Annotated in this window: 20 protein-coding genes; 6 read left to right on the top strand and 14 right to left on the bottom strand. The window is 72.6% G+C overall.

What is annotated here, in order from left to right; all coding sequences use genetic code 11:
• The first annotated feature begins 75 nt into the window (after window positions 1-75).
• Together BLW76_RS15545 and BLW76_RS15540 are read left to right on the top strand one after the other, a co-directional pair.
• On the top strand, window positions 76-1,188 hold the full coding sequence (locus BLW76_RS15545; RefSeq protein ID WP_091307701.1) for a sensor histidine kinase: 1,113 nt from the start codon (window positions 76-78) through the stop codon (window positions 1,186-1,188).
• On the top strand, window positions 1,185-1,826 hold the full coding sequence (locus BLW76_RS15540) for a response regulator (RefSeq protein WP_091307697.1): 642 nt from the start codon (window positions 1,185-1,187) through the stop codon (window positions 1,824-1,826). Before BLW76_RS15545 ends, BLW76_RS15540 begins: the two co-directional genes overlap by 4 nt.
• A gap of 4 nt (window positions 1,827-1,830) precedes the next feature.
• Here the strand turns inward: BLW76_RS15540 and BLW76_RS15535 are convergent, their stop codons facing one another.
• Together BLW76_RS15535 and BLW76_RS15530 are read right to left on the bottom strand one after the other, a co-directional pair.
• Complete coding sequence (locus tag BLW76_RS15535) at window positions 1,831-3,228, bottom strand: FAD-binding oxidoreductase (RefSeq protein ID WP_091307695.1); 1,398 nt, start codon at window positions 3,226-3,228, stop codon at window positions 1,831-1,833.
• Window positions 3,229-3,316: 88 nt separating this feature from the next.
• On the bottom strand, window positions 3,317-5,113 hold the full coding sequence (locus BLW76_RS15530; protein WP_091307693.1) for a Xaa-Pro dipeptidyl-peptidase: 1,797 nt from the start codon (window positions 5,111-5,113) through the stop codon (window positions 3,317-3,319).
• An 84-nt stretch (window positions 5,114-5,197) separates the two neighbouring features.
• Here BLW76_RS15530 and BLW76_RS15525 point away from each other — a divergent pair, with 84 nt between their 5' ends.
• Window positions 5,198-6,757 (top strand): DUF4139 domain-containing protein, encoded by a 1,560-nt coding sequence (locus tag BLW76_RS15525; protein WP_091307691.1) that lies wholly within the window; start codon window positions 5,198-5,200, stop codon window positions 6,755-6,757.
• 2 nt (window positions 6,758-6,759) lie between these two features.
• Here the strand turns inward: BLW76_RS15525 and BLW76_RS49140 are convergent, their stop codons facing one another.
• From BLW76_RS49140 to pdxR, 4 genes are all read right to left on the bottom strand, one after another.
• Window positions 6,760-6,969, bottom strand: coding sequence for a hypothetical protein (locus BLW76_RS49140; protein ID WP_208613304.1), 210 nt, complete (start codon window positions 6,967-6,969; stop codon window positions 6,760-6,762).
• A gap of 122 nt (window positions 6,970-7,091) precedes the next feature.
• Window positions 7,092-7,523: a CBS domain-containing protein gene (locus BLW76_RS15515; RefSeq protein ID WP_091307689.1), complete on the bottom strand. Its 432-nt coding sequence runs from the start codon at window positions 7,521-7,523 to the stop codon at window positions 7,092-7,094.
• A gap of 102 nt (window positions 7,524-7,625) precedes the next feature.
• Entirely contained in the window at window positions 7,626-8,072 is a 447-nt protein-coding gene (locus tag BLW76_RS15510) for a hypothetical protein (RefSeq protein WP_091307686.1), read from the bottom strand.
• The gene (gene pdxR, locus BLW76_RS15505; RefSeq protein WP_091307684.1) at window positions 8,069-9,478 is read right to left on the bottom strand and encodes a MocR-like pyridoxine biosynthesis transcription factor PdxR; all 1,410 of its coding nucleotides are present in this window, start codon (window positions 9,476-9,478) and stop codon (window positions 8,069-8,071) included. The genes BLW76_RS15510 and pdxR overlap by 4 nt, the downstream gene beginning before the upstream one ends.
• An 83-nt stretch (window positions 9,479-9,561) precedes the next feature.
• On the opposite strand from pdxR, the gene BLW76_RS15500 reads away from it, so the two are divergent.
• On the top strand, window positions 9,562-10,134 hold the full coding sequence (locus tag BLW76_RS15500; protein WP_208613303.1) for a TIGR03086 family metal-binding protein: 573 nt from the start codon (window positions 9,562-9,564) through the stop codon (window positions 10,132-10,134).
• On the opposite strand, the gene BLW76_RS15495 is transcribed toward BLW76_RS15500, so the two are convergent.
• Window positions 10,127-11,104, bottom strand: coding sequence for a neutral zinc metallopeptidase (locus BLW76_RS15495; protein ID WP_091307679.1), 978 nt, complete (start codon window positions 11,102-11,104; stop codon window positions 10,127-10,129). The genes BLW76_RS15500 and BLW76_RS15495 overlap by 8 nt on opposite strands.
• Window positions 11,105-11,216: 112 nt before the next feature.
• Here BLW76_RS15495 and BLW76_RS15490 point away from each other — a divergent pair, with 112 nt between their 5' ends.
• On the top strand, window positions 11,217-13,229 hold the full coding sequence (locus BLW76_RS15490; RefSeq protein WP_091307678.1) for a prolyl oligopeptidase family serine peptidase: 2,013 nt from the start codon (window positions 11,217-11,219) through the stop codon (window positions 13,227-13,229).
• On the opposite strand, the gene BLW76_RS15485 is transcribed toward BLW76_RS15490, so the two are convergent.
• Both BLW76_RS15485 and BLW76_RS15480 read right to left on the bottom strand, forming a co-directional pair.
• Window positions 13,219-13,533, bottom strand: coding sequence for a DMT family transporter (locus tag BLW76_RS15485; protein WP_091307675.1), 315 nt, complete (start codon window positions 13,531-13,533; stop codon window positions 13,219-13,221). The two genes, BLW76_RS15490 and BLW76_RS15485, sit on opposite strands and share 11 nt — an antisense overlap.
• Window positions 13,521-14,144, bottom strand: coding sequence for an FMN-dependent NADH-azoreductase (locus tag BLW76_RS15480; RefSeq protein WP_167384616.1), 624 nt, complete (start codon window positions 14,142-14,144; stop codon window positions 13,521-13,523). Before BLW76_RS15480 ends, BLW76_RS15485 begins: the two co-directional genes overlap by 13 nt.
• A 76-nt stretch (window positions 14,145-14,220) precedes the next feature.
• On the opposite strand from BLW76_RS15480, the gene BLW76_RS15475 reads away from it, so the two are divergent.
• Entirely contained in the window at window positions 14,221-14,769 is a 549-nt protein-coding gene (locus BLW76_RS15475; RefSeq protein WP_091307674.1) for a TetR/AcrR family transcriptional regulator, read from the top strand.
• Between the two features lie 10 nt (window positions 14,770-14,779).
• Here BLW76_RS15475 and BLW76_RS15470 read toward each other — a convergent pair whose 3' ends face one another.
• Genes BLW76_RS15470 through BLW76_RS15450 form a run of 5 tightly spaced genes read right to left on the bottom strand, consistent with a single transcriptional unit; the run spans window position 14,780 to window position 23,511 of the window.
• Window positions 14,780-16,054 (bottom strand): hypothetical protein, encoded by a 1,275-nt coding sequence (locus BLW76_RS15470; RefSeq protein ID WP_143060632.1) that lies wholly within the window; start codon window positions 16,052-16,054, stop codon window positions 14,780-14,782.
• A 35-nt stretch (window positions 16,055-16,089) separates the two neighbouring features.
• Window positions 16,090-17,184 carry a hypothetical protein gene (locus BLW76_RS15465; RefSeq protein WP_091319428.1) on the bottom strand — a complete coding sequence of 365 codons (1,095 nt, stop codon included), beginning with the start codon at window positions 17,182-17,184 and terminating at the stop codon, window positions 16,090-16,092.
• Window positions 17,181-18,191, bottom strand: coding sequence for a hypothetical protein (locus BLW76_RS15460; protein ID WP_091307670.1), 1,011 nt, complete (start codon window positions 18,189-18,191; stop codon window positions 17,181-17,183). Before BLW76_RS15460 ends, BLW76_RS15465 begins: the two co-directional genes overlap by 4 nt.
• Window positions 18,188-20,377, bottom strand: a complete 2,190-nt coding sequence (locus BLW76_RS15455; protein ID WP_091307667.1) for a hypothetical protein — start codon at window positions 20,375-20,377, stop codon at window positions 18,188-18,190. Before BLW76_RS15455 ends, BLW76_RS15460 begins: the two co-directional genes overlap by 4 nt.
• Window positions 20,374-23,511: a tubulin-like doman-containing protein gene (locus tag BLW76_RS15450; protein ID WP_091307665.1), complete on the bottom strand. Its 3,138-nt coding sequence runs from the start codon at window positions 23,509-23,511 to the stop codon at window positions 20,374-20,376. The genes BLW76_RS15455 and BLW76_RS15450 overlap by 4 nt, the downstream gene beginning before the upstream one ends.
• Between the last annotated feature and the right edge of the window lie 44 nt (window positions 23,512-23,555).

Raw genomic sequence — 23,555 nt, 5'->3', positions numbered from 1 at the left:
GGGACAACTTGACACCACGAAGGGAAGTCCCCGTCGGTACATTTTCCGTACAAGCACTCGCGGAGGACTGCCGAAATGCCGATCCGACCAGCCACGTTCCCCCGCGCCCAGGGCTGGTTGCGCTGGGCGCTCGTCGCGGTCCCGATGGTCGCCGCCATGCCCCGCGCGGACGCGCTCACCTGGTCGCTGATCGGGGTGACCCTGGCCCTGTCGCTCCCGCTGCCGTGGATCCACGACGCCGTCCTCCGGCCACCGATGACGGCGCTGACGCTCGCCCTCATCGCGAGCACGGGCGCGCTGTGGGTGCTCCACCCGGGCAGCTGGGCGTCGGTGGCGATGTTCAGCACCACGTTCTTCGTGGTGCTGAAGCAGTCCACGGTGCCGATCGTGCTGGCGATCGCGCTCGACGCCGGGGTGATCACCACCTGGGCGGCCCGGCACGACCTGTGGGACGACGCCCTGTCGACGTACGCGGTGCTGGCCGTGATCGTGCTGATGGCGCTCAACCGGCGGGCCCGGCTCGCCCGTGTCGAGCAGACGGAGCTGGCGCTGGCCCGCGCGCAGACCGCCAACGAGGAGCACGCCCGCGCGGCCGCGCTCGCCGAACGCGCCCGCATCGCCCGCGAGCTGCACGACGTCCTGGCCCATTCGCTGGCCGGGCTCTCGCTGAACCTCCAGGGCGCGCGGCTGATGCTGGTGCGCGACGGCGCGAGCCCGGACGCCGTCGCCCAGATCGAGCGGGCGCAGGCGCTGGCGGCGGACGGGCTCGCCGAGGCCCGGCAGGCGGTGGCCGCGCTGCGCGAGGACGCCGTCGGGGTCGAACGCGCGATCGCGGACCTGCTCGCCGCGTACCGGCTCGACACCGGCGCCCGCGCCGACCTCGCGGTCGAAGGCGAGCCGCGCGAGCTCGCCCCGGCGGTCGGCACCGCGCTGGTCCGCGCGGTGCAGGAGGCGCTGGCCAACACCCGCAAGCACGCGGCGCAGGCCGAAGTGGACGTCACGCTCGGCTACGCCGGCGGGTCGGTGGAGCTGACCGTGGCCGACCGGCAGGGCAGGCGCCCGCCGGACGCGGCGGCGGCAGGCTACGGTTTGCGCGGGATGGGCGAACGGGTCGCACTGCTCGACGGGCGTCTGGACAGCGGGCCGGGGGAGGACGGATGGCGGATTCACCTGACGGTGCCGGCGTGACGCTGCGCGTCGTGCTGGCCGACGACCAGGCCGTGGTCCGCGAAGGCCTGGTCACGCTGCTCGGGCTGCTGCCCGGCGTCGAGGTGGTCGGCGCCGCCGCCGACGGCCTGGCCGCACTCGACCTCGTCGCCGCACACCACCCCGACGTCGTGCTGGTCGACCTGCGGATGCCGCGCTGCGACGGCGTGGAGACCACCGAGCGGATCCGCGCCGAGCACCCCGGCACCGAGGTCGTCGTCCTGACCACCTACGCCGACGACGAGTCGCTGCTGGCCGCGTTGCGCGCCGGGGCCCGCGGGTTCCTCACCAAGGACGCCGATGCCGAGTCGATCGCGCGGGCGCTGCGTTCGGCGGCCGCCGGCCAGTCCACAGTGGACGGCGAGTTGCAGCGGCGGCTCGTCGAAGCCGCCGCGCGCGGCACCCCGCCGCTCGGCAAGGCCGTCGAAGGCCTGACCGCGCGCGAAGTCGAGGTGCTGCGGCTGATCGCGGCGGGCCTGTCGAACACCGAGATCGCCCGCGCACTGGTGGTCAGCGAGGCCACCGTGAAGACCCACGTGAACCACCTGTTCGCCAAGGCGGGCCTGCGCGATCGCGCGCAGGCCGTCGCCTTCGCCTACCGGGCGGGCATCGCGGGCTGACCGCTCACGGCGCGGGCGGGATGTTCGCGTTGTGGTGGAAGACGTTCCGCGGGTCGTAGGCCGCCTTGATCCGGGCCAGCCGCGCGAACTTCTCGGCACCGTACGACGTCCGGACGCGATCGGCTTCGTACTCGGCCATGAAGTTGACGTAGCCGCCCGCGTTGGCCGAGAACGGCGCCACCGCCGCCCAGAAGTCCCGCACCCAGGCGCGGTCGGCCGCGAACGGCTCCGGCTCGGGCGCGAGCGCGGCGATGTTCACGGCCAGGCACGGCCGCCGGGCCCCGCCGAAGGCCGTGCTCTCGTCGGCGGCCTCGGCGAACGCCCCGCGCAGCGCGAAGATCGGCATGATCGACATCGGCGAGCTCTTGCGCGGCAGGAAGTCCGCGATCACCTCGATGAGCTCGTCGCTGAAGGCCTCGGCGAAGGCCGCCTTCTCGTAGCCGAGGATGCCCCACGGCGCGGCGTCGTCGATCATCCGCTGCAGCTCGACGTACGGGATCGGCGAGACGAACTCGAACAGCGGCGCCGGTCCCGACCGTGCCGGCCGGATCGCCTCGGCGTGCTGGTCCTCCCCCGCGAACCCGGCGATCAGCAGGGCGTAGCCGGGCCGGAAGTGGTGGGCCTCGGGCACGAACGGCGCGGGCGGCGCGTTGAGCCCGGCGACGAGCACCCCCATCTCGCCGGGCAGCGTTTCGAGCACCTCGCGGGCCGTGCGCAGCGCGGCCACGCCGTCTTCGAGCCCCCAGAAGAACAGGCCGAGGTGGACGATCGGGCCGACCGGGTGCAGCCGGAACTCGAACTCGGTGACGACGCCGAAGTTGCCACCGCCGCCGCGCAGCGCCCAGAACAGGTCGGCGTGCTCCTCGGCCGACGCGCGCAGGATGTCGCCGTCGGCGGTGACGACCTCGGCCGAGAGCAGGTTGTCGCAGGACAGGCCGTGCTTGGCGGTGAGCCAGCCGAAGCCGCCGCCGAGGGTCAGCCCGCCGACGCCGGTGTGGCTGACCGTGCCGCCCGGCACCGCGAGCCCGTGCGCCTGCGTGGCGGCGTCGAGCTGGGCCCAGGTCGTCCCGCCGCCGCACCGGGCGGTCCGGCCTTCCGGGTCGACCATGATCGCGTCGAGGGAGCTCAGATCGACGCAGAGGCCGCCGTCCACGACCGCGGCACCGCCGAAGTTGTGCCCGCCGCCGCGCACCGACACGTCGAGGCCGGCTTCGCGCGCGTACGCGAGCGCGACCGCCACGTCCGCGGCGACGGCGGGCTGCACGACGACGGCGGGGTGGCGGTCGATTTCCCCGTTCCAGATCGACCGGGCGGTGTCGTAGCCCGGTTCACCGGGAGTGAGCACGGTTCCGGACAGCTGGGTGCGCAGGCGCTCCAAGGTGGGTTCGGCGGTCGAGGTCATGACGGGTCCTCTCGCAGCGGACAGAGCGCCCGTTAGTCGCCTGACCTGCGAGAACCGTTACACGCATGAGCGCGGCCGGGTGAGGACCTCAGCCGAACGCGGCCCGCAGCGCGGGCTTACCGCCCGTGACCGGGAGCGTGATCGACGTCTTCGTCAGGTCGAGGGCCAGCCCCGCGCCCGGCTTCGGCCGCAGCGTGTAGTCGTGGTCGCTGGAGGCGACCAGGACCTCCAGCCGGTGCCCCGCCGCGAGGACGTAGTCCTTCGGCATCAGGTCGACGCCGATCCGGTAGGTCTGCCCCGGCGTGATCGGCTCGGTGCGGGCGGGCGACGTGCGGTTCTGCGGGTCGGTCCAGCCGCGGGTGATCACGTGCGACGTGCCGTCGGGGGCGCGGTCGAGGAGGATCAGCGAGACGTTCGCCGCGGGCCGGTCGAACGCCAGCGCCAGGTCGGCGCGGGCCGTGCCGGAAAGGCGTACGGACTGCTTCGCCGCAGGAGTCGCGTACAGCAGGCGGTTGCCCGACGAAGCGAGACCGGCCAGCTGCTCGATCGTCTTCGCCGAGTCGTCGGCGAGGGTCTCGGCGGCCGCGGTGCCCGGGACCGGGTTGCGGGTGTCGATCGTGCCCTTCGCCCGGCCGCCCGGCCAGGGGTACACGCGGACGTCGGCGGTGCCCGGCGCCGGCCAGTCGGCCTCGTCGACCCACGACTTGTCCTCGCGCTGGATCGTCGCCCTCGGCTCGTTCTGGATGCCGTTGTCGATGCCGTAGAGGTAGTGCGACATCCACCTGTTCAGCGTCGCGAGCCAGACGTCGCGCCGCAGCGAGTACGGGTCGGCGTGCCCGGCCTGGTGCAGCCAGATCTTGTGCTCGACGCCGCGGGCCTTCAGCGCCTCGTACCAGGTCGCGACCTGCTCGGTCTTGACGTTCCAGTCGTTGAGGCCGTGCACCGCGAGCACCGACGCGCGCACCTTGCCGACGTCGTTGCGGTAGTTGCGGACGTCCCAGAACGGCGTGTAGTCGCCGGTGACGCGGTCCTGGTCGCGAGTCAGCCCGTCGATCACCGGGCGGCAGACCTGCCGGTCGGCCCGGGTGTAGACGTACTCGGCGAGCACGTCGGCGTCCTCGCCCTGGAACCCGCCGGCCGCGACCACCGCGCCGTCGTGGCGGTAGTACTCGTACCAGCTGGAGATGGCCGCGATCGGCACGATGGTCTCGAGGCCTTCGACGCCGGTGCTCGCGACGGCGTTGGGCAGCGTCCCGTTGTAGGAGACGCCCATCATGCCGGTCTTGCCCGTCGTCCAGTCCGCCTTCGCCGCGACGCCATTCGCGTCCTTCGCGGCGGTCCGGCCGTTGAGCCAGTCGACGACCGAGCGGGCGCCGATCGTCTCGTTGACGTCCCCGGTGGTCGGGCAGCCGGTCGACAGCCCGGTGCCGAGCGATTCGCCGTAGACGACGGCGAACCCGCGCGCGGTGAAGTAGTCCTGGTAGCGCCAGTTGATCGGGGTGGCCGGGCCGACGCCGTGCGCGGCGACGCGCGGGCCTTCCGGACCACGCGCGAACCCGGGCGCGGACAGCTCGACGTCGACGTTGTGGTTGGCGACGTCGTTGCCGCCGGCGTAGTACGGGCTGGCCTGGTAGACGACGGGCACCTTCAGGCCCTGCTGGGTCGCGCGCGGGCGCACGACCTGGGCGTGCACGAGGTCGTCGGCGCCGTCGTGGTCGCTGTCGACGGGCGCGGTGACCCAGACGTCCTCGCGGACGACGTCGGCCGGGTCGAACACCGGTTGCGCCTGGCCGCCGGTGAACACCGGGGCGGGTGGCGCGGCTTCGGCGATACCCGCGGTCAGCGGCAGCGCGAGGACGGCGGCGAGCAGGACTGCGGCTTTCACTCAAACCCCCAAGCCGGGCGAAGCGGACGCTTCAAGACACTTCCGCTCCGCCCGCGGGGGTGTCAAGAGACTAACGTCGGAGGCATGCCGACCGTCGAAGCGCCGATCACCGCCGTGACCGTCTACCCGCAGCAGGCGCGGATCACCCGCCGGGCCACGACCCCGCTCGGCGGCGGGCCGCGCGTCACCTTCGCCGGACTGCCCCCGGCGCTCGACCCGGGTTCGGTGCGCGTCACCGGCAGCGGACCGGCGCTGATCACCGGCGTCGACGTGCGCACCGCATGGCACGCCGCCCCGGCCGACCCCGCCCTGGAGGCGCTCGTCGAGCAACGGCGTGCCGACCAGGCGACGCTCGACGGCGTCCTGGACGACGAAGCGGCCGAAACGATGAAGGTGGACCTGCTGACTTCGCTCGCGAAGCGCAGCGGCGGCAGCTTTGCGAAGGCCCTGGCCGCCGGTACCGCCGAACCTTCGCGCGTCGCCGAGGTCACCGACGCGCTGAGCTCACGCCTGGCGTCCGCGTTGAAGGCGCGGCGGGTGCTCACCGAGCGGATCGCGCGGCTGCGCGAGGACCTCGCCGCGCTCGACCGGCGGATCGAAACGCACCGCGCGCAGTCCGGCCAGGACAGCACGTCGGTGATCGTCGAGCTGGAGATCTCCGACACCACTGCGGAAGCCGAGCTGGAACTGTCCTATGTGGTCCCCGGCGCGAGCTGGGAACCGGGCTACGACGTCCGGGTGCGCGGCACGGAAGTCACCGTGGTGTCGTACGGGCTCGTCAGCCAGCACACGGGCGAGGACTGGCCGGAGTGCGAGCTGGCGCTGTCGACGGCCCGGCCCGCGGTGTCGGTGGTGGTGCCGGAACTGCGGCCGTGGTACCTGGACCGCGTCCTGCCGGAGCCGGGCGCGTACGTGGCCTCCGCGGCGGCGTACGGCGACTCGGCCGCCGCGATGCCGGAACGCGCACGGCAGTTCGCGCCGGCGGCACCGGCGATGGCGCCGAAACCGGCCACGGTCGAGCAGGGCACGACGGCGGTCACCTACCGGCCTTCGCGGCCGGTGGCGGTCCCGTCGGGGGCTTCCGGCCACCGGACCACGCTGGCGCAGCTTTCGCTCACGGCTTCGCTCGGGTATGTCACCGCACCGGTGCTGGCGGAGGAGGCGTACCTGCGCGCCACGGTGGTGAACACGTCGGAGCAGGCCCTGCGGCCCGGGCGCGCTTCGGTGTTCCACGACGCGGAGTTCGTCGGGACGACGGTGCTGGAACCGTGGGCCCCCGGCGAAGAGCTGGAGCTGGCACTGGGGGTCGACGACCGGATCCGGGTCGAGCGGGAACTGGTGCGGCGGACGGCTTCGAAGGCCACGTTGTCCGGGCAGAAGCGGCGCGAGGCGGAGTACCGGATCTCGGTCGGCAACCACGGGCCGCGGGAAGCGGTGGTGACCGTGCTGGACCAGGCGCCGGTTTCCCGGGACGACACGATCACGGTGAAGGACGTCCGCACGTCCCCCGAACCGGTGGAGACGTCGGCGCTGGGCGAGTTCACGTGGCAGCTCACCCTGGCGCCGAACGAGACCAAGACCGTGACGCTGTCGTACCGGGTGGATGTCGCGAAGGGCGTGGAACTGTCCGGCTGGCGGGAATAGCGCTACAGGGAAATCCAGCAGTACAACCGTTCTCCGCGGCGCGCTAGCACCGAAAGCTCGTCCGACAGCGACAGCAGCACGAGTTCGCCGTCGTGGAACTCCTGGACGAGCTGCCCGCGCCGAGGGTCCGCCTCGACCTCGGCAGCCGTCCGGCCGGTCAGGTGGATCTCGGCCGGCAGCAGGTCGTCGAGGGGGTCGGCGTTCTTGACCACCAGCTCCTGAGGACCGCTTCCGTCGAGGTCGAAGGCGCGGACCGCGGCGTCGTCGTCCGCCGCTGCGAAATACCCGTAGAGCGCCCGCGAGAGCGTAGCCCCGCGGGCGCCACCACGGCCGTTCAGCCCTGCGAGATGTAGGCCTGCAGCTGTTCCTGGCTCTGCTCCAGCTGTTCCATCCGGTTCTTCACGACGTCGCCGATGGACACGATGCCCGCCAGCCGTCCGTCGGCGAGAACCGGGACGTGGCGAATGCGGCGTTCGGTCATCAGGACCGACAGCCCCTCGACCGAGTCGTCCGGGGTGCAGCTCGCCACCAGTTTCGTCATGATCTCCGAGACCGGGCCGTCGAGGAGGGCCGGGCCGTGGTCGTGCAGGCGCCGGACGACATCGCGTTCCGAGACGATTCCGGCGATCGTCCCGTCCGGCGCGACCACCACCATCGCGCCGACGTTGTGTTCGGCCAGTCCGGCCAGCAGCGTGGTCACCGTCGTGTCGGGGGTGACCGTCGCGACCGCCGACCCCTTCGTGCGCAGCAGATCCGCAATCCGCATGGCGATCCTTCCCGTCGGTGAGCTGGATCACCACAGGTTAGGGCCCTCCGGCGCCCCGCGAAAGTCCGGCAAACGGGGCGTCTTCGTGGTATTCGAACCGATTCAGCCCAGCCGTTCGGCCAAGCCGTCCAGTGCCAGCCGGATCCCGGCCGCGTAGTCGTCGTCGCCGAGGGCGTCCAGGCGGGCCCGCGCCAGCGCCAGCTGCTCGCGCGCGGCGGCGAGGTCGCCGAGCTTGCGGTAGTCCTCGCCCAGGTTGAGGTGCAGCGACGGGTAGAACCCGCGCACGGCCAGGGACGAGTGGTACTCCTGGGCCCGCGAGTCGGTCAGCGCGTCGGCCGCGTGCAGGGCCCGCAGGTCCCACTCGAGCTCCTCGGCCGGGTCGTCGCAGACGTCGGCCATGTGGTGGGCCAGCGCGACGCGGTGCAGCGGGTCGCCGCCGTCGCCGATCGAGGCCCACAGCTGCTTGAAGGTCGCGTACGCGCCGGCGCGGTCGCCGCCGATGTGCTGCCGCAGACCGGCGTCGATCGCCACCATCACGTCGTCGGTCATGCCGCTCCTTCGTCCGCCAGTGCGCGCAGCCGGGCCAGTCCGGGCTCGATCCGCTCGGTCGCGACCGCACCGTAACCGAAGACGAGACCGTGCCGCCGCACCCCCACCCCGAAGTCCCCCAACGAGTACAGCCGGACGCCGCGACGGCGAGCGGCGCGGACCAGCGGGCCGCAGTCCGCGGCCGCGACCGCGCTCAGGTGCAGGCCCGCGGACGACGGCAACGGCGTCAGGAAGTCCGCGAACGAAGCCAGCGACCGGGACAGGATCTCGTGCCGGGCGCGGTAGACCTTCCGCATCCGCCGGACGTGCCGGGCGAAACCGCCTTCGGCCATGAACGCCGCCAGCACCGCCTGCTCGACGTTCGGCGCGTGCCAGTCGGTCAGGTAGCGGGCCTTGACCAGGGCCGGCACCAGCGACGGCGGCGCGATCAGGAAACCCAGCCGCAGCGCAGGCGAAAGCACCTTGGAAAACGAGCCGACGTACACGACGCGGCCGCGGGAATCCAAGCTGTGCAACGGTTCCAGGGGCCGCCCGGTGTAGCGGAACTCGGTGTCGTAGTCGTCCTCGACGAGCACCGCGTCGGTCCGCTCGGCCCAGTCGAGCAGCTCCAGCCTGCGGTCCAGCGACATCGCCAGGCCGAGCGGGTACTGGTGCGACGGTGTCACGTACACCAGCCGCGTCCCCGCCGGGATGGCGCCGACGACGATCCCGGCGGCGTCCACCGGTACCGGGGCGACGCGGACGCCGCGCGCGCCGAGCACCAGCCGCGGCGGCGGGTACCCCGGGTCCTCGACGGCGGCGAGGTCACCGGGCCGCAGCAGCACCCGCGCGACGAGGTCGGTCGTCTGCTGGGCGCCGGCGGTGACGACGACCTGCGCCGCGCTCGCGCGGACGTCCCGCGAAACGCCGACGTGCCGGGCGATCTCCTCGCGCAGCGCGGGGTGGCCCTGCGGGTCGCCGTAGGTCATCAGGTCGGCCTGGCCGGCCCGCAGCCGCTGCGTGACCAGCCGCCGCCAGGTGTCGAACGGGAACCGCGACAGGTCGGGGACGCCCGGCCGGAAGTCGAACTCCGGCGCCGGGGCGAAGGGCGCGGGCGGCGGCGGGACGGCGTCCCACTCCGGCAGTGGCCGCACGCCCGGAACGTCCGGCACCGGCTCGGCGGAAACCGGCGACGCGGTGACGAACGTGCCCGCGCCGACGCGCCCGGCGAGGAACCCCTCGGCGGTGAGCCGGTCGTAGGCCGCGCTCACCGTGGTGCGGGAGACCGCCAGGCGCTGCGCGAGTTCGCGGGTGGGCGGCAACGCCTCGCCGGGCCGGATCCGGCCGGCCAGGATCGCCGCGCGCAGCTGCCGGTAGATCGCGTCGCGGTGGCCGCGCGGCCCGGTCAGGTCGATGTGGATCTCCACCCGCGCCAGTCTAGATTGGCCCACGAAGGTTGCCGCGGTTTTGGCACTGTTCGTGGTCCGCTGGCCCGCCTAACGTGCCCGGCATGGACCTCCGCGAACTCGACCGCCGCACCCTGCTCCTCCTCGACAAGCTGGTCGCCGGCGTGACACCCGCCGACCTCGCCCGCCCCACCCCGTGCGCCGGCTGGACGCTCGCCGACCTGCTCCGCCACCAGGTCAGCGAGAACCACGCCTTCGCGACGGCGGCCCGCGAGGGCTCGGCCCCGGACTGGGACGCCGGCGTCCTCGGCGACGACGTCCACGCCGCCTACCGGGCGTCCGTCGACGACTTCCTCGACGCCTTCGCCGACGACGCCGTGCTGGACCGGCCGCTCGTCATCAACCACTTCGGCACGTTCCCCGGCGCGATCGCCGCCCACATGCACCTGGTCGACACGGTCGCGCACGGCTGGGACCTGGCCCGCACGCTCGGCCTGCCCTACGAGCCCGACGCCGAAGCCGTGTACATCGCCACGAAGCTGGCCGAGCGGATCCCGGACGAAGGCCGCGAGCAGAACGGCTCGTTCGCCCGCCGGGTCGAGGTGCCCGCGGGCGCGAGCGAACTCGACCGGTTCCTCGCCCTCCTCGGCCGCGACCCCGCCTGGACGCTCAGCTGACCTCGCCGGCCGGGGCGCTCCACGTGTTGCACGCCTTCGTCGCCTTGCCGTCGTAGCCGGCCTTCGCCCAGGACAGCTGGTGCTCGCGCGAGCCGTGCGTGTCGCTGTCGTTGGCCCGGCCGTAGTCGGCGACCGCGGCGTTCGCCAGCGACCGGCTGATCGAGCCCGAGCCGGCCACGGCGGTGAGGAACAGCGCGCCGAAGCAGTTGGCCTGCAGTTCGATCCGGCGCACGGCCTCCTTGTCGGCCGGGCTGTTCTCGTCCGGCGAGGTCATCTTGTCCGACGCCGCGGCGAGGATCCCGCTCTCGCGCTGCACGTGGTGGCCGTACTCGTGGGCGATCGTCGCGATGTGCCGGGCCTTGTTGAGCCCGGCGTCCGACAGCATCCAGTCGGTCGGGGCGTAGATCGTCGTGTCGCCACCGCAGTAGTAGGCGACGGCTTCGTTCTCCGTGGGTGCCTCGCCGCACGCGCTGTGCTCCGGCAGCGTCACCGACACGGTCGCGGTCAGCGTCGGCTCGTTCGCCTTCTCCAGCGCCGGGCGCCACGACTGCTCCAGGCAGCCGACGAGCGCGCGGTAGTAAGCCTTGAGCTGCTCGGGGTCCCGGCCGAGCTCGGGCAGCGCGCAGTCGGCGGGCCCGGGGCTGATGCCGTCGCCGAGCAGCGGGTTGCCCGCCAGCTCCGGGACGGCCTTCGGGGTCTTCCCGGTGTTGCCGTAGGCCCGGCCGGCGTCGGCACCCGCCGCGGCGAACGCCTGGCCGTCCACCCGGCGCGGGATGGTGGCGGCGATCAGGGAGGCGGAGACGACGACGATCAGCACGCCGGTGACCGCACCCCAGAGCCGGTTGCGCGGGGGCGCGATGGGGACCGGCGGGGCCGCCGCCCAGTTGGGCGCCCACGGGTTCGGCTCCGGCGCCCACGCGGGCTCCGGCGGCCGCCCCGGCCCCGGCCATGACGGCTCGGTGTCGTTCACGTTCTCCCCCTGCTGTGTCGCACCAGCATACGGACACCCCGGGAGGCAGGGATCACGAAACGAAAACGCCACCGGGTGGCCACCGGGCCGCGGACCAGGCGAGACTGAACCCATGAGTGTCGAGGACCCTTACCTGTGGCTGGAAGACGTGACCGGCGACGACGCGCTGGACTGGGTGCGCGCCCGCAACGACGAGACGCTGGCCGAGCTGACCGCCGGCGCGCGGTTCGCCGAACTGCGTGACGAGCTGCGCGAGGTGCTCGACGCCGACGACCGGATCCCGTACGTGCGCCGCCGCGGCGCGTTCTTCTACAACTTCTGGCAGGACGCGAGCCACCCGCGTGGCCTGTGGCGGCGGACGACGCTGGAGTCCTACCGCACCGCCGAGCCCGCGTGGGAGCTGCTGCTCGACGTCGACGCGCTGGCCGAGGCGGAGGGCGAGAACTGGGTCTGGCAGGGCGCGACCGTGCTGCGGCCGGACTACCGGCGCGGCCTGGTCGAGCTGTCCCGTGGCGGCGCGGACGCCACGGTCGTGCGCGAGTTCGACCTCGACGCGCACGAGTTCGTCGAGGACGGCTTCACCGTCCCGGAGGCGAAGACGCGGATCGGCTGGATCGACACCGACCGCGTCTACATCGGCACCGACTTCGGCGAAGGCTCCCTGACCAGCTCCGGCTACCCGCGGCTGGCCAAGGAGTGGCGCCGCGGCACGCCGCTCTCCGAAGCCGTCACGGTCTTCGAGGGCAAGCCCGATGACGTCTCGATCGGCGCGTCCCACGACCCGACCGAAGGCTTCGAACGCGACTTCGTCAGCCGCGCGATCGACTTCTACCGCTCCGAACTGCACCTGCGGACGCCCGGCGGGCTGGTCAAGATCGACGTCCCGGACGACGCGAGCGCGTCGGTGCACCGGGAGTGGCTGCTGGTGCGGCCGCGCACGGCGTGGACCACCGGGGGCACCGAACACCCGGCCGGTTCGCTGATCGCCATCCTCTTCGACGCGTTCCTGGCCGGCGACCGGGACTTCACGACGCTGTTCACGCCCGACGAGCACACCTCGCTGAGCTACTGGGCCTGGACGCGCCACCACCTGCTGCTCGGCACGCTGCGCGACGTCCGCACCGAGCTGCGCACGCTGACGCCCGGCCCCGGCGCCTGGACCGGGGAGCCCCTCGCCGGCGGGCCCGAGTTCGGCAGCGCGGACATCTTCGACACCGACCCCGACGTCAGCGACGAGTACCTGATCAACTCCAGCGGCTTCCTCCAGCCGTCGACGCTGAGCTACGGGCATGTCGGCGAAGAGGTCGAAGTGCTGAAGCAGGCTCCGGCGTTCTTCGACGCTTCCGGCATGAGCGTGGCGCAGTACTTCGCGACGTCGGAGGACGGCACGAAGATCCCGTACTTCGTCGTCCGGCCGTCCGGCGCCGAGGGCGGCCCGACGCTGCTGACCGGCTACGGCGGCTTCGAGGTCTCGCTGACGCCGTCCTACAGCGGCATGATCGGCCGCGGCTGGCTGGCCCGCGGCGGCACGTACGTCGTCGCGAACATCCGCGGCGGCGGCGAGTACGGGCCCGGCTGGCACACCCAGGCCATCAAGGCGCAGCGGTACCGCGTGTACGAGGACTTCGCGGCCGTGGCCGAGGACCTGGTTTCGCGGGGCATCACCACCCCGGAGAAGCTGGGCATCCAGGGCGGCAGCAACGGCGGGCTGCTGATGGGCGTCATGCTGACGCGCTACCCGGAGCGGTTCGGCGCGATCGTCAGCCAGGTGCCGCTGCTGGACATGCGCCGCTACCACCTGCTGCTGGCCGGCGCGTCCTGGATGGCCGAGTACGGCGACCCGGACGACGCCGCGGAATGGGAGTACATCTCGCAGTACTCGCCGTACCAGAACGTCCACAGTGGACGTCCGTATCCGCCGTCGCTGTTCGTGACGTCGACGCGCGACGACCGCGTGCACCCCGCCCACGCCCGCAAGATGGTGGCGCGGATGCGTGAGCAGGGGCACGACGTCCGGTATCACGAGAACATCGAGGGCGGCCACGGCGCCGCGGCGGACAACGAGCAGCTGGCGTTCAAGTGGGCGCTGGTCTTCGAGTTCCTGTGGGCGCAGCTCACGAAGTGACGCGTGCGAGCACGACGCCGCCGACGATCAGGGCCAGCGCGGCCACCCGGCCGACGCTCAGCGGGTCCTTGTTGACGACGACGCCGAGCACGATCGCGCCGACGGCACCGATCCCGGTGAACACCGCGTAGGCGGTGCCCACCGGGACGGTTTCCATCGCGCGCGACAGCAGGTACACGGCGGCGGCGCCGAGCACGAAGCACAGCAGCGTCGGCCACGGCCGCGTGAAGTTCTCCGTCGGTTTGATGCTCTGCGACCAGGCGATCTCGACGAGCCCGGCGAAGACGAGCGTCACCCAGCCCACGAGATCGCCTCCAGTGCGGCTTCGCGCGACGCCTTCCGTTCGCCGTCGCGCGCGGCCAGGTGCGGGTCGACCAGGGCGTTGGTCAGCTCGGCGTGCACGAACCGGACGTCGTCGACGTCGTAGTGCCCGGCGATGAAGTCCCGCAGATAGCGCTCGTGGTGGTCGAACGGCGCTCGCGGCGTGCCCTCGGCGTAGGTTCCACCGCGGGCGCCCGCGATGACGAACTCCTTGCCGCGCAGGGACATCTTCGGGAACGTCACCTGGTCGATCCAGGCCTTGAGGGCGGCCGGGATCGAGAAGTTGTACATCGGCGCACCGATCAGCACGACGTCGGCTTCGAGCAGCTCGGCCAGCAGCGGCTCGACGACCGCCCAGGCCCGCTGCTGATCGGGCGTCTCGACGACGTCGGCGTAGCGCGCGGGGTCGGTGATTCTTGCGGCGAGCAGAGCGTCGCAGATTTCGGTCCAGGCCGCATCGATCACCGGAACGGGCTCGGCGGCGAGGTCGCGGTAGGTCCGGGTGCCGCTCCAGCCGGCGGCGTACCGGGCGGACAGCTCCCGCGAGAACGACGCGCGGCGGGCACTGGAGTCGAGGTGCAGCAGGTGGGGCACGATTCCTCCTCAAGTGGACACGGTGTCCACTTGCCTCAACTGGACGCTTCGTCCGCTTATTCCCTAGGCTCCGGACATGCCCGAACGCGCCGACGCGGCCCGCAACCGCGCCAAGATCCTCACGGCGGCCGAGCAGCTGTTCACCACCCGCGGCGCGGCCGAGGTGACCATGGAGGACATCGCCCGGGCGGCGGGGGTGGGCCGCGGAACGCTGTACCGCCGCTACCCGGACCGAGCGTCGATCGCGGTGGCGCTGCTGGACGAGCACGAGCGCCGCCTCCAGGAGTCTTTGCTGCGCGGCGACCCACCACTGGGCCCGGGCGCACCGCCCGCCGAGCGGCTGGCGGCGTTCTACGAGGCGATGGTGGAGTTGCTCACGCGGCACGCGCCGTTGGTGCTGGGTGCGGAGGTGGGCCATTCGCGGTTCACGACGGGCGCGTACGGGTTCTGGCGGACGCATGTGCGCGTGCTGGCGGAGGCGGCGGGGGCGCCGGACCCGGAGGTGCTGGCGGACGTGCTGCTTGCGCCGTTGGCTCCGGAACTGTTCCTGCACCAGACGTCACGCGGGGTGACGCCGGAGCGGATCACAGCGTCACTCCGCGCCCTGGCGGCCGGGGCGCTTTAGCGGCCTCGCCTCACCGGAGGAACGCCGCCACGACGGCGATCGTGCTGAGCAGCAGGATGGCGAACAAGACGGCATTCTGCCGCCGCAGGCCGATGATGACGTCATCCAGCCGGGCACGGTCGGAGTGCTCGCCGCGCGCGTGCCACGCCTCGGCAAGCCGGGTCACCAGCTCGCGCCGGACGTCGTCGCGCAGGTCGGCTTCGCCGAGCTGCGCGAGCAGCGCAGGCACCCGTTCGGGTCGCGCCGGCTCCGCCATCGGCCGCGGACCGGACGGCTGCGGCAGCTGCCGTTCGCCCACCACGGCCTCCTCGCCCGACCGCGGTTTCGGCGACGGTTTCGGTGACGGCTTCGGCGGCAGCTCGACCGGAGAGCCCACGGGAACCGTGGCGTGCCTGCCGCCGTCGGCGAACGATTTCCGGCCGCCGAGGGTGGGGCGGCGTTCCGGGAAGTGCTGCATGATCACCGCGAGCCGCCGGCTCCGGTCGTGCGCACGGGCGAGCAGGGTGTCCAGCGCCTGGCGGTGCCTCCGCGGGTCCTTCAGGTAGTGCTCGACGAGCGCGGACGCCGTGTCGGTGTAGCTGTCGTGCGGCGGCGCATCCGATCCGCCGAGACGCTCCCGGCCGGTCTCGCCCGAAGTCGGCAGCTCGTCCACGCACAGGAACCGCGGTGCCCCCTCGACCTGCGGGGACGCCTCCGGTCGCGTGTCCGAGTCCTCGTACGTGGAGTACGTCCAGTCGAACGGATCGTGCACAGTGGACAAGGCCGGGTCGAGCACCTCGTGCGCGGCGGTCAGCAGGAGCAACGGTTCGGGAAATCCGGACAGGGTCAGGTAGACGTCCTGACGGCTCAACATCGATCGGACAAGCGCGGTGAGCCGCGCCGGGTCGGCGTGGGCGGCGGCCTCAGCGCGGTTCAGCCACGGTGCCTTGAGGTGGCGCCATTCCTCAGCGTGCGGCGGACGGAGCGGCATCGGCCGCGCGCCGTCGAGCCAGCCGTCCCACTCGGAGAGGAACAACGCGTGCGGCCGCAGGGTGGCGGCCGGGCCGACCAGGGCGTGGGAGTTGTTCCGCCCGCTGGTGACACCCCCGAACCTGGCCAGCAGCGCGGCCGTGCCGTCCCGGAACTCCAGGTAGGAGAACGCTCGATCGGGCAGCTGCGGTCCGTTCTGCCCGAAGGTGGGAGTCAGCCGGTTGTGCTTGTTGAGGCGGCCGTCCCACTCCTCGGCCCGGACCGCGGGGATCTCCGGTGAGTGGTCGACGACCCCGATCCCCCCTCGGGGGATCATGCCGAACAGGATGTGCCCAACGGGCCCGGCATGGGTCATCGGCCCGCTCCCTCGACGTCGGCGCCGGTCAGGACGCCGGCCATCGCGAGGAGGGACAGAAACGGGACGAGCACGCGGGCCGGGCGGGTCCCGGACCGGTAGCGCCCGTCCTTGCCGACCGCGCCCCCCGTGGCCGAGACGAAGTGCATCGTGCACCTTTCGAATTCGTGGTACAGCCGGGTGATCGAGCTCGCGTTGGCCCGGTGCAGCAGCGCGTAGACGTCCCGGCTCTCGGCGAGCAGGTCTTTCGCGTGCACGTGGCCGCCGGTGTCGTGCCGGAGCCAGCGATCGGCGGGCGAGAGGTAGCGCAACCGGTCCGACTTGGTCAGCGCCACCACGGCCGGCAGCCGCCGCCCACCCTCCGGCAGCCTGCTGACCGCCTCCTGGACGTACTCGTTGGTCGCGTTCGCCCCGAACGGGCTCGACAACGACGGGTCCAGGGTGAGGTCCTCCGGTTCCGCGAAAGCGGGCAGGACGTGCGGAGCGTCCTCGACGAACAACAGGGCTCCCGCCGCCACGAGGAACCGCGTGTGGCGCCCGTTCTCCCCGGGGTTGCGGAAGTCCTCCCCCGCCACGTCGAAGAAGACCACCGGCCGTTTCACCGCGCCCACCTCGACGACCAGCCAGGCCAGGTAGCTGCCCGACTCGTTCATCGTCGCCGGCAGCTGGTACCCGCGCTCGAACGTGTCGAGGAACGTCCGCTTGAACGTGACGTGCTGGTGGTAGTCGAGCGCCTTGGCGCTCAGCCCGGACGCGACGGCGGCCGCGCCGCCGAGCAGCTCACGGATCATCGCGACGACGAGGTGCGTCTTGCCCGACCGTGGCCGGCCCACCAGGGCGATCACCAACGGATCGTCGTAGTCGACGTAGGTCGCCGGCAGGTAGTGGTTGGCGCCGTCCTTGGACGGGTTGGGACACCGGACGTACCAGCGGCTGCGGGCGTCGGCGACCTTGGCCGGATTCTTCCCGTCGGGCCAGACGACAGGGTTGTACTTGCCCTCCTTTGGCGAGTACTCCAGCAGCTCGGTCTCCTGCCAGGCGAACGAATCCAGGCAGGTCGGACACGTGACGTGTCGTACGGCGGGCGTCACCACGGCATTCCCTCCAGAGCGAAATACGCCACGGCCGCGAGGACCAGGAGCACCCCGATCGTCAGCAGGACGACCGTGGACCGGCTCGTCGGCGAGCTCTTCGGGGGGCTCGCCGCCGGCGGCACCGCGACCGCTCGGACCGGCCGCGCCGGCGGGGGCACCGACCGGGTTCGGACGGTCGGGGGCTCGGGCGGCAGCTTGCGCCGGCGAGCCTCCTCGAAGGCGGCCCGGCCCGCGTCGAGTTCGTCCGGCCCGTCGACGCTGGGGAAGTCCCGGCGCCCGAGTCGTTCCATCACCGCGACCGCCGACGGCCGCGCCCGGCGTTCCGCGAACAGGTCCGGCAGCTGCGAGGCGAGCAGGGGCACGTCGGAGAGGTCGGGCCGGGTCGACGACGCGGGTGTGCCGGTGAACACCTCGTAGAGCAGCAGCCCCGATGCGAGCATGTCCTGGTCCGGGGCCATCGGGCCGGAGCGGCGCGGCCCTGGCTCCCCGATGAGCCCGGCGTCGTCGAAGGAGACCAGCTGGATCCGGCCGTCGGACACGTAGACCGTGTCCAGCCCGATGCCGCCGTGCACCACCTCGGCGAGCGGCAGGTGGGCGAGCGCTTCGAACAAGCCGCCGGTGAACTCCATCAGCCCGGTTCCGAGCAGCGCCGCCGTCGCTTCGCGCGCCGGGATCCCGCGGTAGTCACCGACCAGGGCCCACGGCTCGGAGCTGTCCATGTCGTAGCCGATCAGCGCCGGGAACGGCCGCGGCCGCCACGTGCCGAAGGCGAGGGTGAGCCGGGCGAGGACGCGGATTTCGTTGTCGAGCGCGCGCCGGGCCTGTTCGTCGGCCCGGCCCCGGGGCGAACGCAACACGTAGGTGGCACCGTCGGCCAGGTGCACCCGGGTGGCCGCCAGCCTGCCGGCCGCCGGCAGCGGCTCGGCGCCGGTGATCTTCCACTGCGACACCCGGCCGTCGATGTCATGGCCGTCGAGGGTCCGCGGGTCGGTCGTCTCGGTCACCGGGCGTGCTCCTGTTCGTCAGGCCCGTCGGCCGTCGCCGGGTATTCGTGGGTGACCCGGCCGGCACCCAGCGGCACCAGCCGCAGCACGCCTGCCATGTCCAGGTTGGTCGTCACGACGTCGGCCCCGGAGCCGGCTTCCAGGAGCACCCGCTGGGCGGGCGCCGGTGCGAATCTCAGGACCTGGACGTGATCCCACGAGACGTCCAGTGCATGGATGTCGCCCACCTGGCAGAGCTGGGTCAGCTCGGCGCGGCCGTCGGAGCGGAGGATCCGTTTGGCGGCGTCGGAGCTCTGCCAGAAGCCCTGGTTCAGCTCGGCGCGAAAGCCGTCGTCCTCGATCATCGGCGGGCGGTCGTAGACGCCGTGACCGGCGACGAACGCTTCGTAGGCCGCGAGATCCCGGGCGGCCTTCGTGGTGACGCCGGACGGATCGGCGGCGAGGACGGCGGCCGAGCCGATGGCCCGCAGATGCTCGTCGAGCGCCCGGAGCACGAGGGAGACCAGGTCACCACGCAGGACGGCGCGCAGCTCGGCCGGGATTTCCGCGGTCCGGCCCTGGCCCCCCGCCCGGCGTTCGGCCGCCCGGGCGAGGTAGAAATCGGCCAGCGCGTTGCCGTCGGAGGCGAGCAGGAGGGCCGCATCCGAAAGCCGCCTGCGGTGCTCGAGCGAGCGGACGTGGTCGGCCACCCGCTCGGTCGTGATGGCTTCGGCCCGGCCGAGCGCCCGATCCAGGTCCGGGAGTCCCAGCGCGACGAGCCAGGCCGTGGCGGCCCGGCACCAGAGCACGGCGGTGAGCACCACGAGCCCAGCTGCCGCGGCCGCGGCGGCCCCGGGCGCGGGCACCACCTCGGCGGTGGCACCCGTCCAGCCCCCGTAGGCCGCGGCCGCGACGGCGACCGTGCCCACGCCCAGCAGTCCGGCCCGCGTCCCGGTCGCCGAGCCGGTGCCGGGCAGGTGGAACAGGAACAGCGCGAGGAGTGCGCTCCAGAGCAGCGCGGCGACCCCGCCGGCCACGACGGAGGCGCTCGCCCACGCCGCCCCGGCGGCGAGCAGTGCGGCGACGGCCGAGCCGATCGCCGCGGGAACCGCCCACACCCGCCGCGGCGCCGCGGCCGGGCGGGCTTCGAAGACCTCGCGCAGCGAAGCGAGTTCGGCTCGCACGACGTCGGTGTCGCGGATCATGCTGCGGTTCGAAACCCGGCGCAGCGCCGTGCTCAGGTCGCGCAGCGACCGGCCTCGGCCCAGTTCCTCGCGGACGAGGCCGGCCATCAGTCCCGCGAGGCGGGGATGATCGGGCGGGTCGGCGGCGGGTACGCCGAGGCGGCGAAGGTCCGCGCCCGCGTCCTGGCCCGCCGACTCCCGGTCCATCAGGTTGAGCATCCGGTCCAAGGCGCCGAAATGCCCCGCCGCCGCCCGACGGAGCCGGTCCGTGTCGACGGCACCTCCGGCGCGGACCAGGCCGGTCGTGGCGGCCGTTGCCGCCGCCTGATCCGCCATGGCCGCCACCGCGTCGCGCAAGGCACGCCGGCCGACGTCCAGATCGGACCCCGCCGTGACGACGTCACGCACCGGATCGAGGGGCGACCTGGCCCGGGCCGGCCCGGGAACACCGGCGACCGGGCCGGCGGAACGGCTGCGCTGGGCCAGCTCTTCGAGGAGCGTGGCGCGCACGGCGTCGAGGTCGGCCCCGCCGGTCCGCGGGCGCACGACATCGAGCCCGGGGCACGCGGCCTGGTACGGCACGCGCCGGACGGTCTCGTACACCTCGTCGAAGACCTGCGGGCTGCCCAGCGCGGCAACGAGCAGTGGCAGGGCCGGGGTGCCGTCGACGATCGGCTCCGGCCGGGCACCGCCCCCCGCCCAGGTGCTGCCCCACTCGTCCCCGACCCAGAGCGTCACGCCGGCGGCCCGGAAGGCCGAAGACTGGCGCAGGGAGATCTCGCCGCCGACGTCGATCGGGCCGACGGCCACGCAGATCACCGCGCGTACGTGGTGCAAGGACACGAGCCGCTGGAACCGGAGGTGGTTGTCCAGCAGCGACTGCGTGTTGTCGACCACCACGACCCGGGCGGTCAGGCCAAGGCGGTGGGCGCTGGCCCGGTTCAGCTTGTCCAGAAAGGACAGATCGGCTCCGCCGTCGCGGATGTCCAGGACCTTGACCGCCGACGGGCGATCGCCGCTCATCGAGCCACCCACTCGTACAGCCGGGCCAGGTTGTCCTCGGGGGCGTCCTCGGCGCCCATGAAGTCCAGCGTGAGCGCGGACTCGAACGTCGTCGTCCAGAACTCGTGCACCAGCTCCAACCGCCGTCGCCCCGCGTTGCGGTTTTCGGCGAGCAGCTTGGCCGTCTTCTCGGCCTCGTCACGAGCCAGCGCCATCAGCATGTGGAACACCGGCGCGGGTTCGGTCACGGTGCCGTTGAGACCGAGCGGCTTGGTCTCCATCAGGCGGTCGCAGAAGTCCTGGCGGATCTGCTCGGAGTCGGCCAGCACCCAGCGCTCGTACTCGGCCAGCAGGCTGCTCCAGCTGGACAGCCGCGCGTACGACGTCAGGTCGAGCCGCATGTTGATCTCGGAGTCGCCGAGGAACAGGTTGACCGAGTCCGGGGACGTCTCGTCCCCGGACACCTGCAGGAAGCCGTTCCAGGCGGCGCACAGCACGTGGTGCAGGATCCGGGCCCGGTCCTCGGCCGTGGTCGCGAGGTAGCCGAACCGGTACCCGGTCCGCTGGCGCCATGGGAGGAAGTCGTTCTTGCGCCCTTCGGCGACCGCGTCCGCCCAGTGCACCAGGACCTTCTGCACCTCCGGTACCTCGGTGAGCCCCATCGACGAGCGGAAGAGCACCACCGCGATCGACTCGGCGTCGATCGGCCGGAACTCCGGGACCGCGTCCACCTCGCGCGGCAGGTTCACTTCCTTGCGCAGGAACTCTTCGAGTCCCGCGTCCCGCTTCCCGGCGGGCGAAGGGTACGAGAACAGGATCTTCAGCCGTCCCCGGCCGCTCGGGGCGAACCCACCGGGCACCAGGCCGGCGAGCTTCTCACGGAACTGGGCGAGGTCGTCCTCGTCGACGGAGCCCGACTTCCGCCCGGCCGCGGCGGACAGCAGCTCGTGCAGCCCGGCCAGCAGTGGCTGGTAGACGTCGTCGTGGTACCGGAACAGCCGCATGATCTCGGTCTTGACCAGCTCGCGCACCTTGGCCACGGCCCGGATCGGACCTTCCTTGACGTCGTGGTCGGCGAACTCCGCCAGCACCGCGTTCCAGCCCTGGGGGCCGATGATCGCGTCCACCACGGCGGCGGGCGTCGCGGTCGGCCGGAGCCGGTTCTGGTCGGCGTAGACGGACACGAGCCGGCGGACCACCGCCGTGTAGAACGCCGGCAGCTGCCCCTGGCGCGGCAGCAGGTACGACACGCCGACGCGTGGCTCGTAGAGCGCCTTCGCCCGGCGGGCGAACCGGGCGTCCTCGGTCCGGGCGTGCTCGCGGAAGCCCTCCAGCAGGGCGGAAATCTCCCGCTCGGCCGACCGGAGCTTCCGCTCCCAGCGCGGCGCCTGCGCGTTCCACGCCGCGTGCCAGGCCCGCTGTGCGCGCCACTTGAACCACTCCTCCTGGCGCTGCAACGACGCCCGGACGATCGGGTCCGAGAACCGGATCTTCTTCCACCACTTGGTCTTGCGCACCTCGGGCTCGGGCCCGCCCAGCGTGATGCCCGCGGGCGCCGGCGGTTCCCCCCGGCGGCTTTCGACCAGCTTCAGGAACCCCATCCGGCTCAACGGGTCTGTCAGCGCAGCTTCCCCCAGCACCACGCGGCCGAGCCGGAAGGCACCGAGTTCACCGACCAGCATGCTCGCCGCGCGGGCGGGATCGCACTGCTCGGCCAGCTCCGGGACCTCCTGGGCGAGGGTCTGCTCGAGCGCGTGAATACTCGACTCCATGGTGCGCTTGCGGGTGTTGAGCATCGCCAGGATCGCTTCCCCGCCGTCGACCGCGGGCGGGGACGCGATCGGCAGCGGCGCCCGGTGCAGCAGCGGGTCGATGTTGGCGTCCTGGAACATCCGGGTGATCAGGTCCCGGTTGTTCTCCCCCGCCATGCCGCCGGGGGTGGCCATCTCGTCGATCGCCTCCGCCAGCAGCCGCGAGCTCACGATGTCGGCGAGATCCTCGACCGGCACGGTCATCGACGCGACCGCGCTCGTCGACACCCCGCGCCTGCCCACGCCGGTCGGAGCGGCCACGCCACGCTCGCTCGCGCTGTTGATGAAGCTGTCGGCGAACGACTGGAAATTGCGGTCCAGGTACTTCACGCCTTCGGCGTCGGCGGGCAGATCGGTGCCGATCAGGGACAGCAGCAGGGAGACCACCGACCGGTGCAGGTCGTCGCGGTGCATACCGGCGGTCAGGCTGAACAGGAATGCCGTCTGGACGGTCGAAGCCCGCAGCCGGATCTCGCTGCCACCCGGGTATCTCACCGACAGGGCGCCGTTGATGCCCCGGCGGTCCAGCGCCGTGCCGGCGACCTGGGAGTTCTGGTCGTCGACCAGCCGGAACAGGTCGAGCAGTGCGCAGGCGGCGTTCAGCTCGGCGGCCCGCCCGCCGCCGAGGCCTTCCTGGAACGCCGATGGCATCAGGACCAGCGGGAAGATCCGCGCCTTGTACTTCTCCGCGGCGAGGACGTCACCGACCAGGTGAAGGTAGTCGTAGAACAGGCCCGCGCCGGTGCCGCCCGCCACCGAGAACGCGACGAAGACGTCGACCGACTCACGCAGCTTCCCGCCGAGCCGCGACAGCTGCCCGCCCGAGTTGCTGATCTGCCCGATCGCCTTGAGCAAGGACGTCCGGGCCGGGGCGAGCCCGTGCCGGAACGTCTCGTACAGCGCCGCCCGGCCGACCGTGGGCAGCTGGCCCGCTCCCTTGGCGAGCGGCCCGACCCGCGGCTCGTTCTGCGGCGGCGGCAGCCAGCCTTCGACGACCGGCGCGGCGCTCAGCCGGAGGCTGCGGGCCACCTCGGGGTAAGTGTCGTACGGCGGCACCAGTTCACGGACCATCGTGTAGGTCCGCTCGGCGGCGGGCAGATGCGTCCGGTCGGGCACCACCCGGTTTTCGATGTGGCCGAACTCGTCTTCGGCGAGGTCGGCGTAGACGAATTGCAGACACCCCGGAAGCTGGTAGGACGCCATCTGCTCGCCGGGCATGCGGTCCCGCAGCGCGTTCCCGTCCGGCCCGCAGAGCTCTTCACGGAGCTTGCGTTCGAGCTCGGCGCCGATCCGGCAGCCGGTGCCGCCGAGCCCCACGAACAACATCGGCTGGTAGATCTGCATTTCTCTCCTTCTGCCGGCGAGGCCGGAAATCCTGAGGCGGCGCG

Source organism: Amycolatopsis tolypomycina (assembly GCF_900105945.1).
In the GTDB taxonomy this organism is placed as follows: Bacteria; Actinomycetota; Actinomycetes; order Mycobacteriales; family Pseudonocardiaceae; genus Amycolatopsis; species Amycolatopsis tolypomycina.
Note: the sequence above shows the minus strand (reverse complement) of the source record. Positions and strands in the feature narration are given on the sequence as shown.

Bases quoted from the DNA above. Each gene is read 5' to 3' on its own strand.
- BLW76_RS15525 (WP_091307691.1), top strand. From the start codon at position 5,198: ATGCCGACCGTCGAAGCGCCGATCACCGCCGTGACCGTCTACCCGCAG.
- BLW76_RS15450 (WP_091307665.1), bottom strand. From the start codon at position 23,511: ATGCAGATCTACCAGCCGATGTTGTTCGTGGGGCTCGGCGGCACCGGC.
- BLW76_RS15455 (WP_091307667.1), bottom strand. From the start codon at position 20,377: ATGAGCGGCGATCGCCCGTCGGCGGTCAAGGTCCTGGACATCCGCGAC.
- BLW76_RS15535 (WP_091307695.1), bottom strand. From the start codon at position 3,228: ATGACCTCGACCGCCGAACCCACCTTGGAGCGCCTGCGCACCCAGCTG.
- BLW76_RS15500 (WP_208613303.1), top strand. From the start codon at position 9,562: ATGGACCTCCGCGAACTCGACCGCCGCACCCTGCTCCTCCTCGACAAG.
- BLW76_RS15475 (WP_091307674.1), top strand. From the start codon at position 14,221: ATGCCCGAACGCGCCGACGCGGCCCGCAACCGCGCCAAGATCCTCACG.
- BLW76_RS15515 (WP_091307689.1), bottom strand. From the start codon at position 7,523: ATGCGGATTGCGGATCTGCTGCGCACGAAGGGGTCGGCGGTCGCGACG.
- BLW76_RS15490 (WP_091307678.1), top strand. From the start codon at position 11,217: ATGAGTGTCGAGGACCCTTACCTGTGGCTGGAAGACGTGACCGGCGAC.
- BLW76_RS15510 (WP_091307686.1), bottom strand. From the start codon at position 8,072: ATGACCGACGACGTGATGGTGGCGATCGACGCCGGTCTGCGGCAGCAC.
- BLW76_RS15470 (WP_143060632.1), bottom strand. From the start codon at position 16,054: ATGATCCCCCGAGGGGGGATCGGGGTCGTCGACCACTCACCGGAGATC.
- BLW76_RS15545 (WP_091307701.1), top strand. From the start codon at position 76: ATGCCGATCCGACCAGCCACGTTCCCCCGCGCCCAGGGCTGGTTGCGC.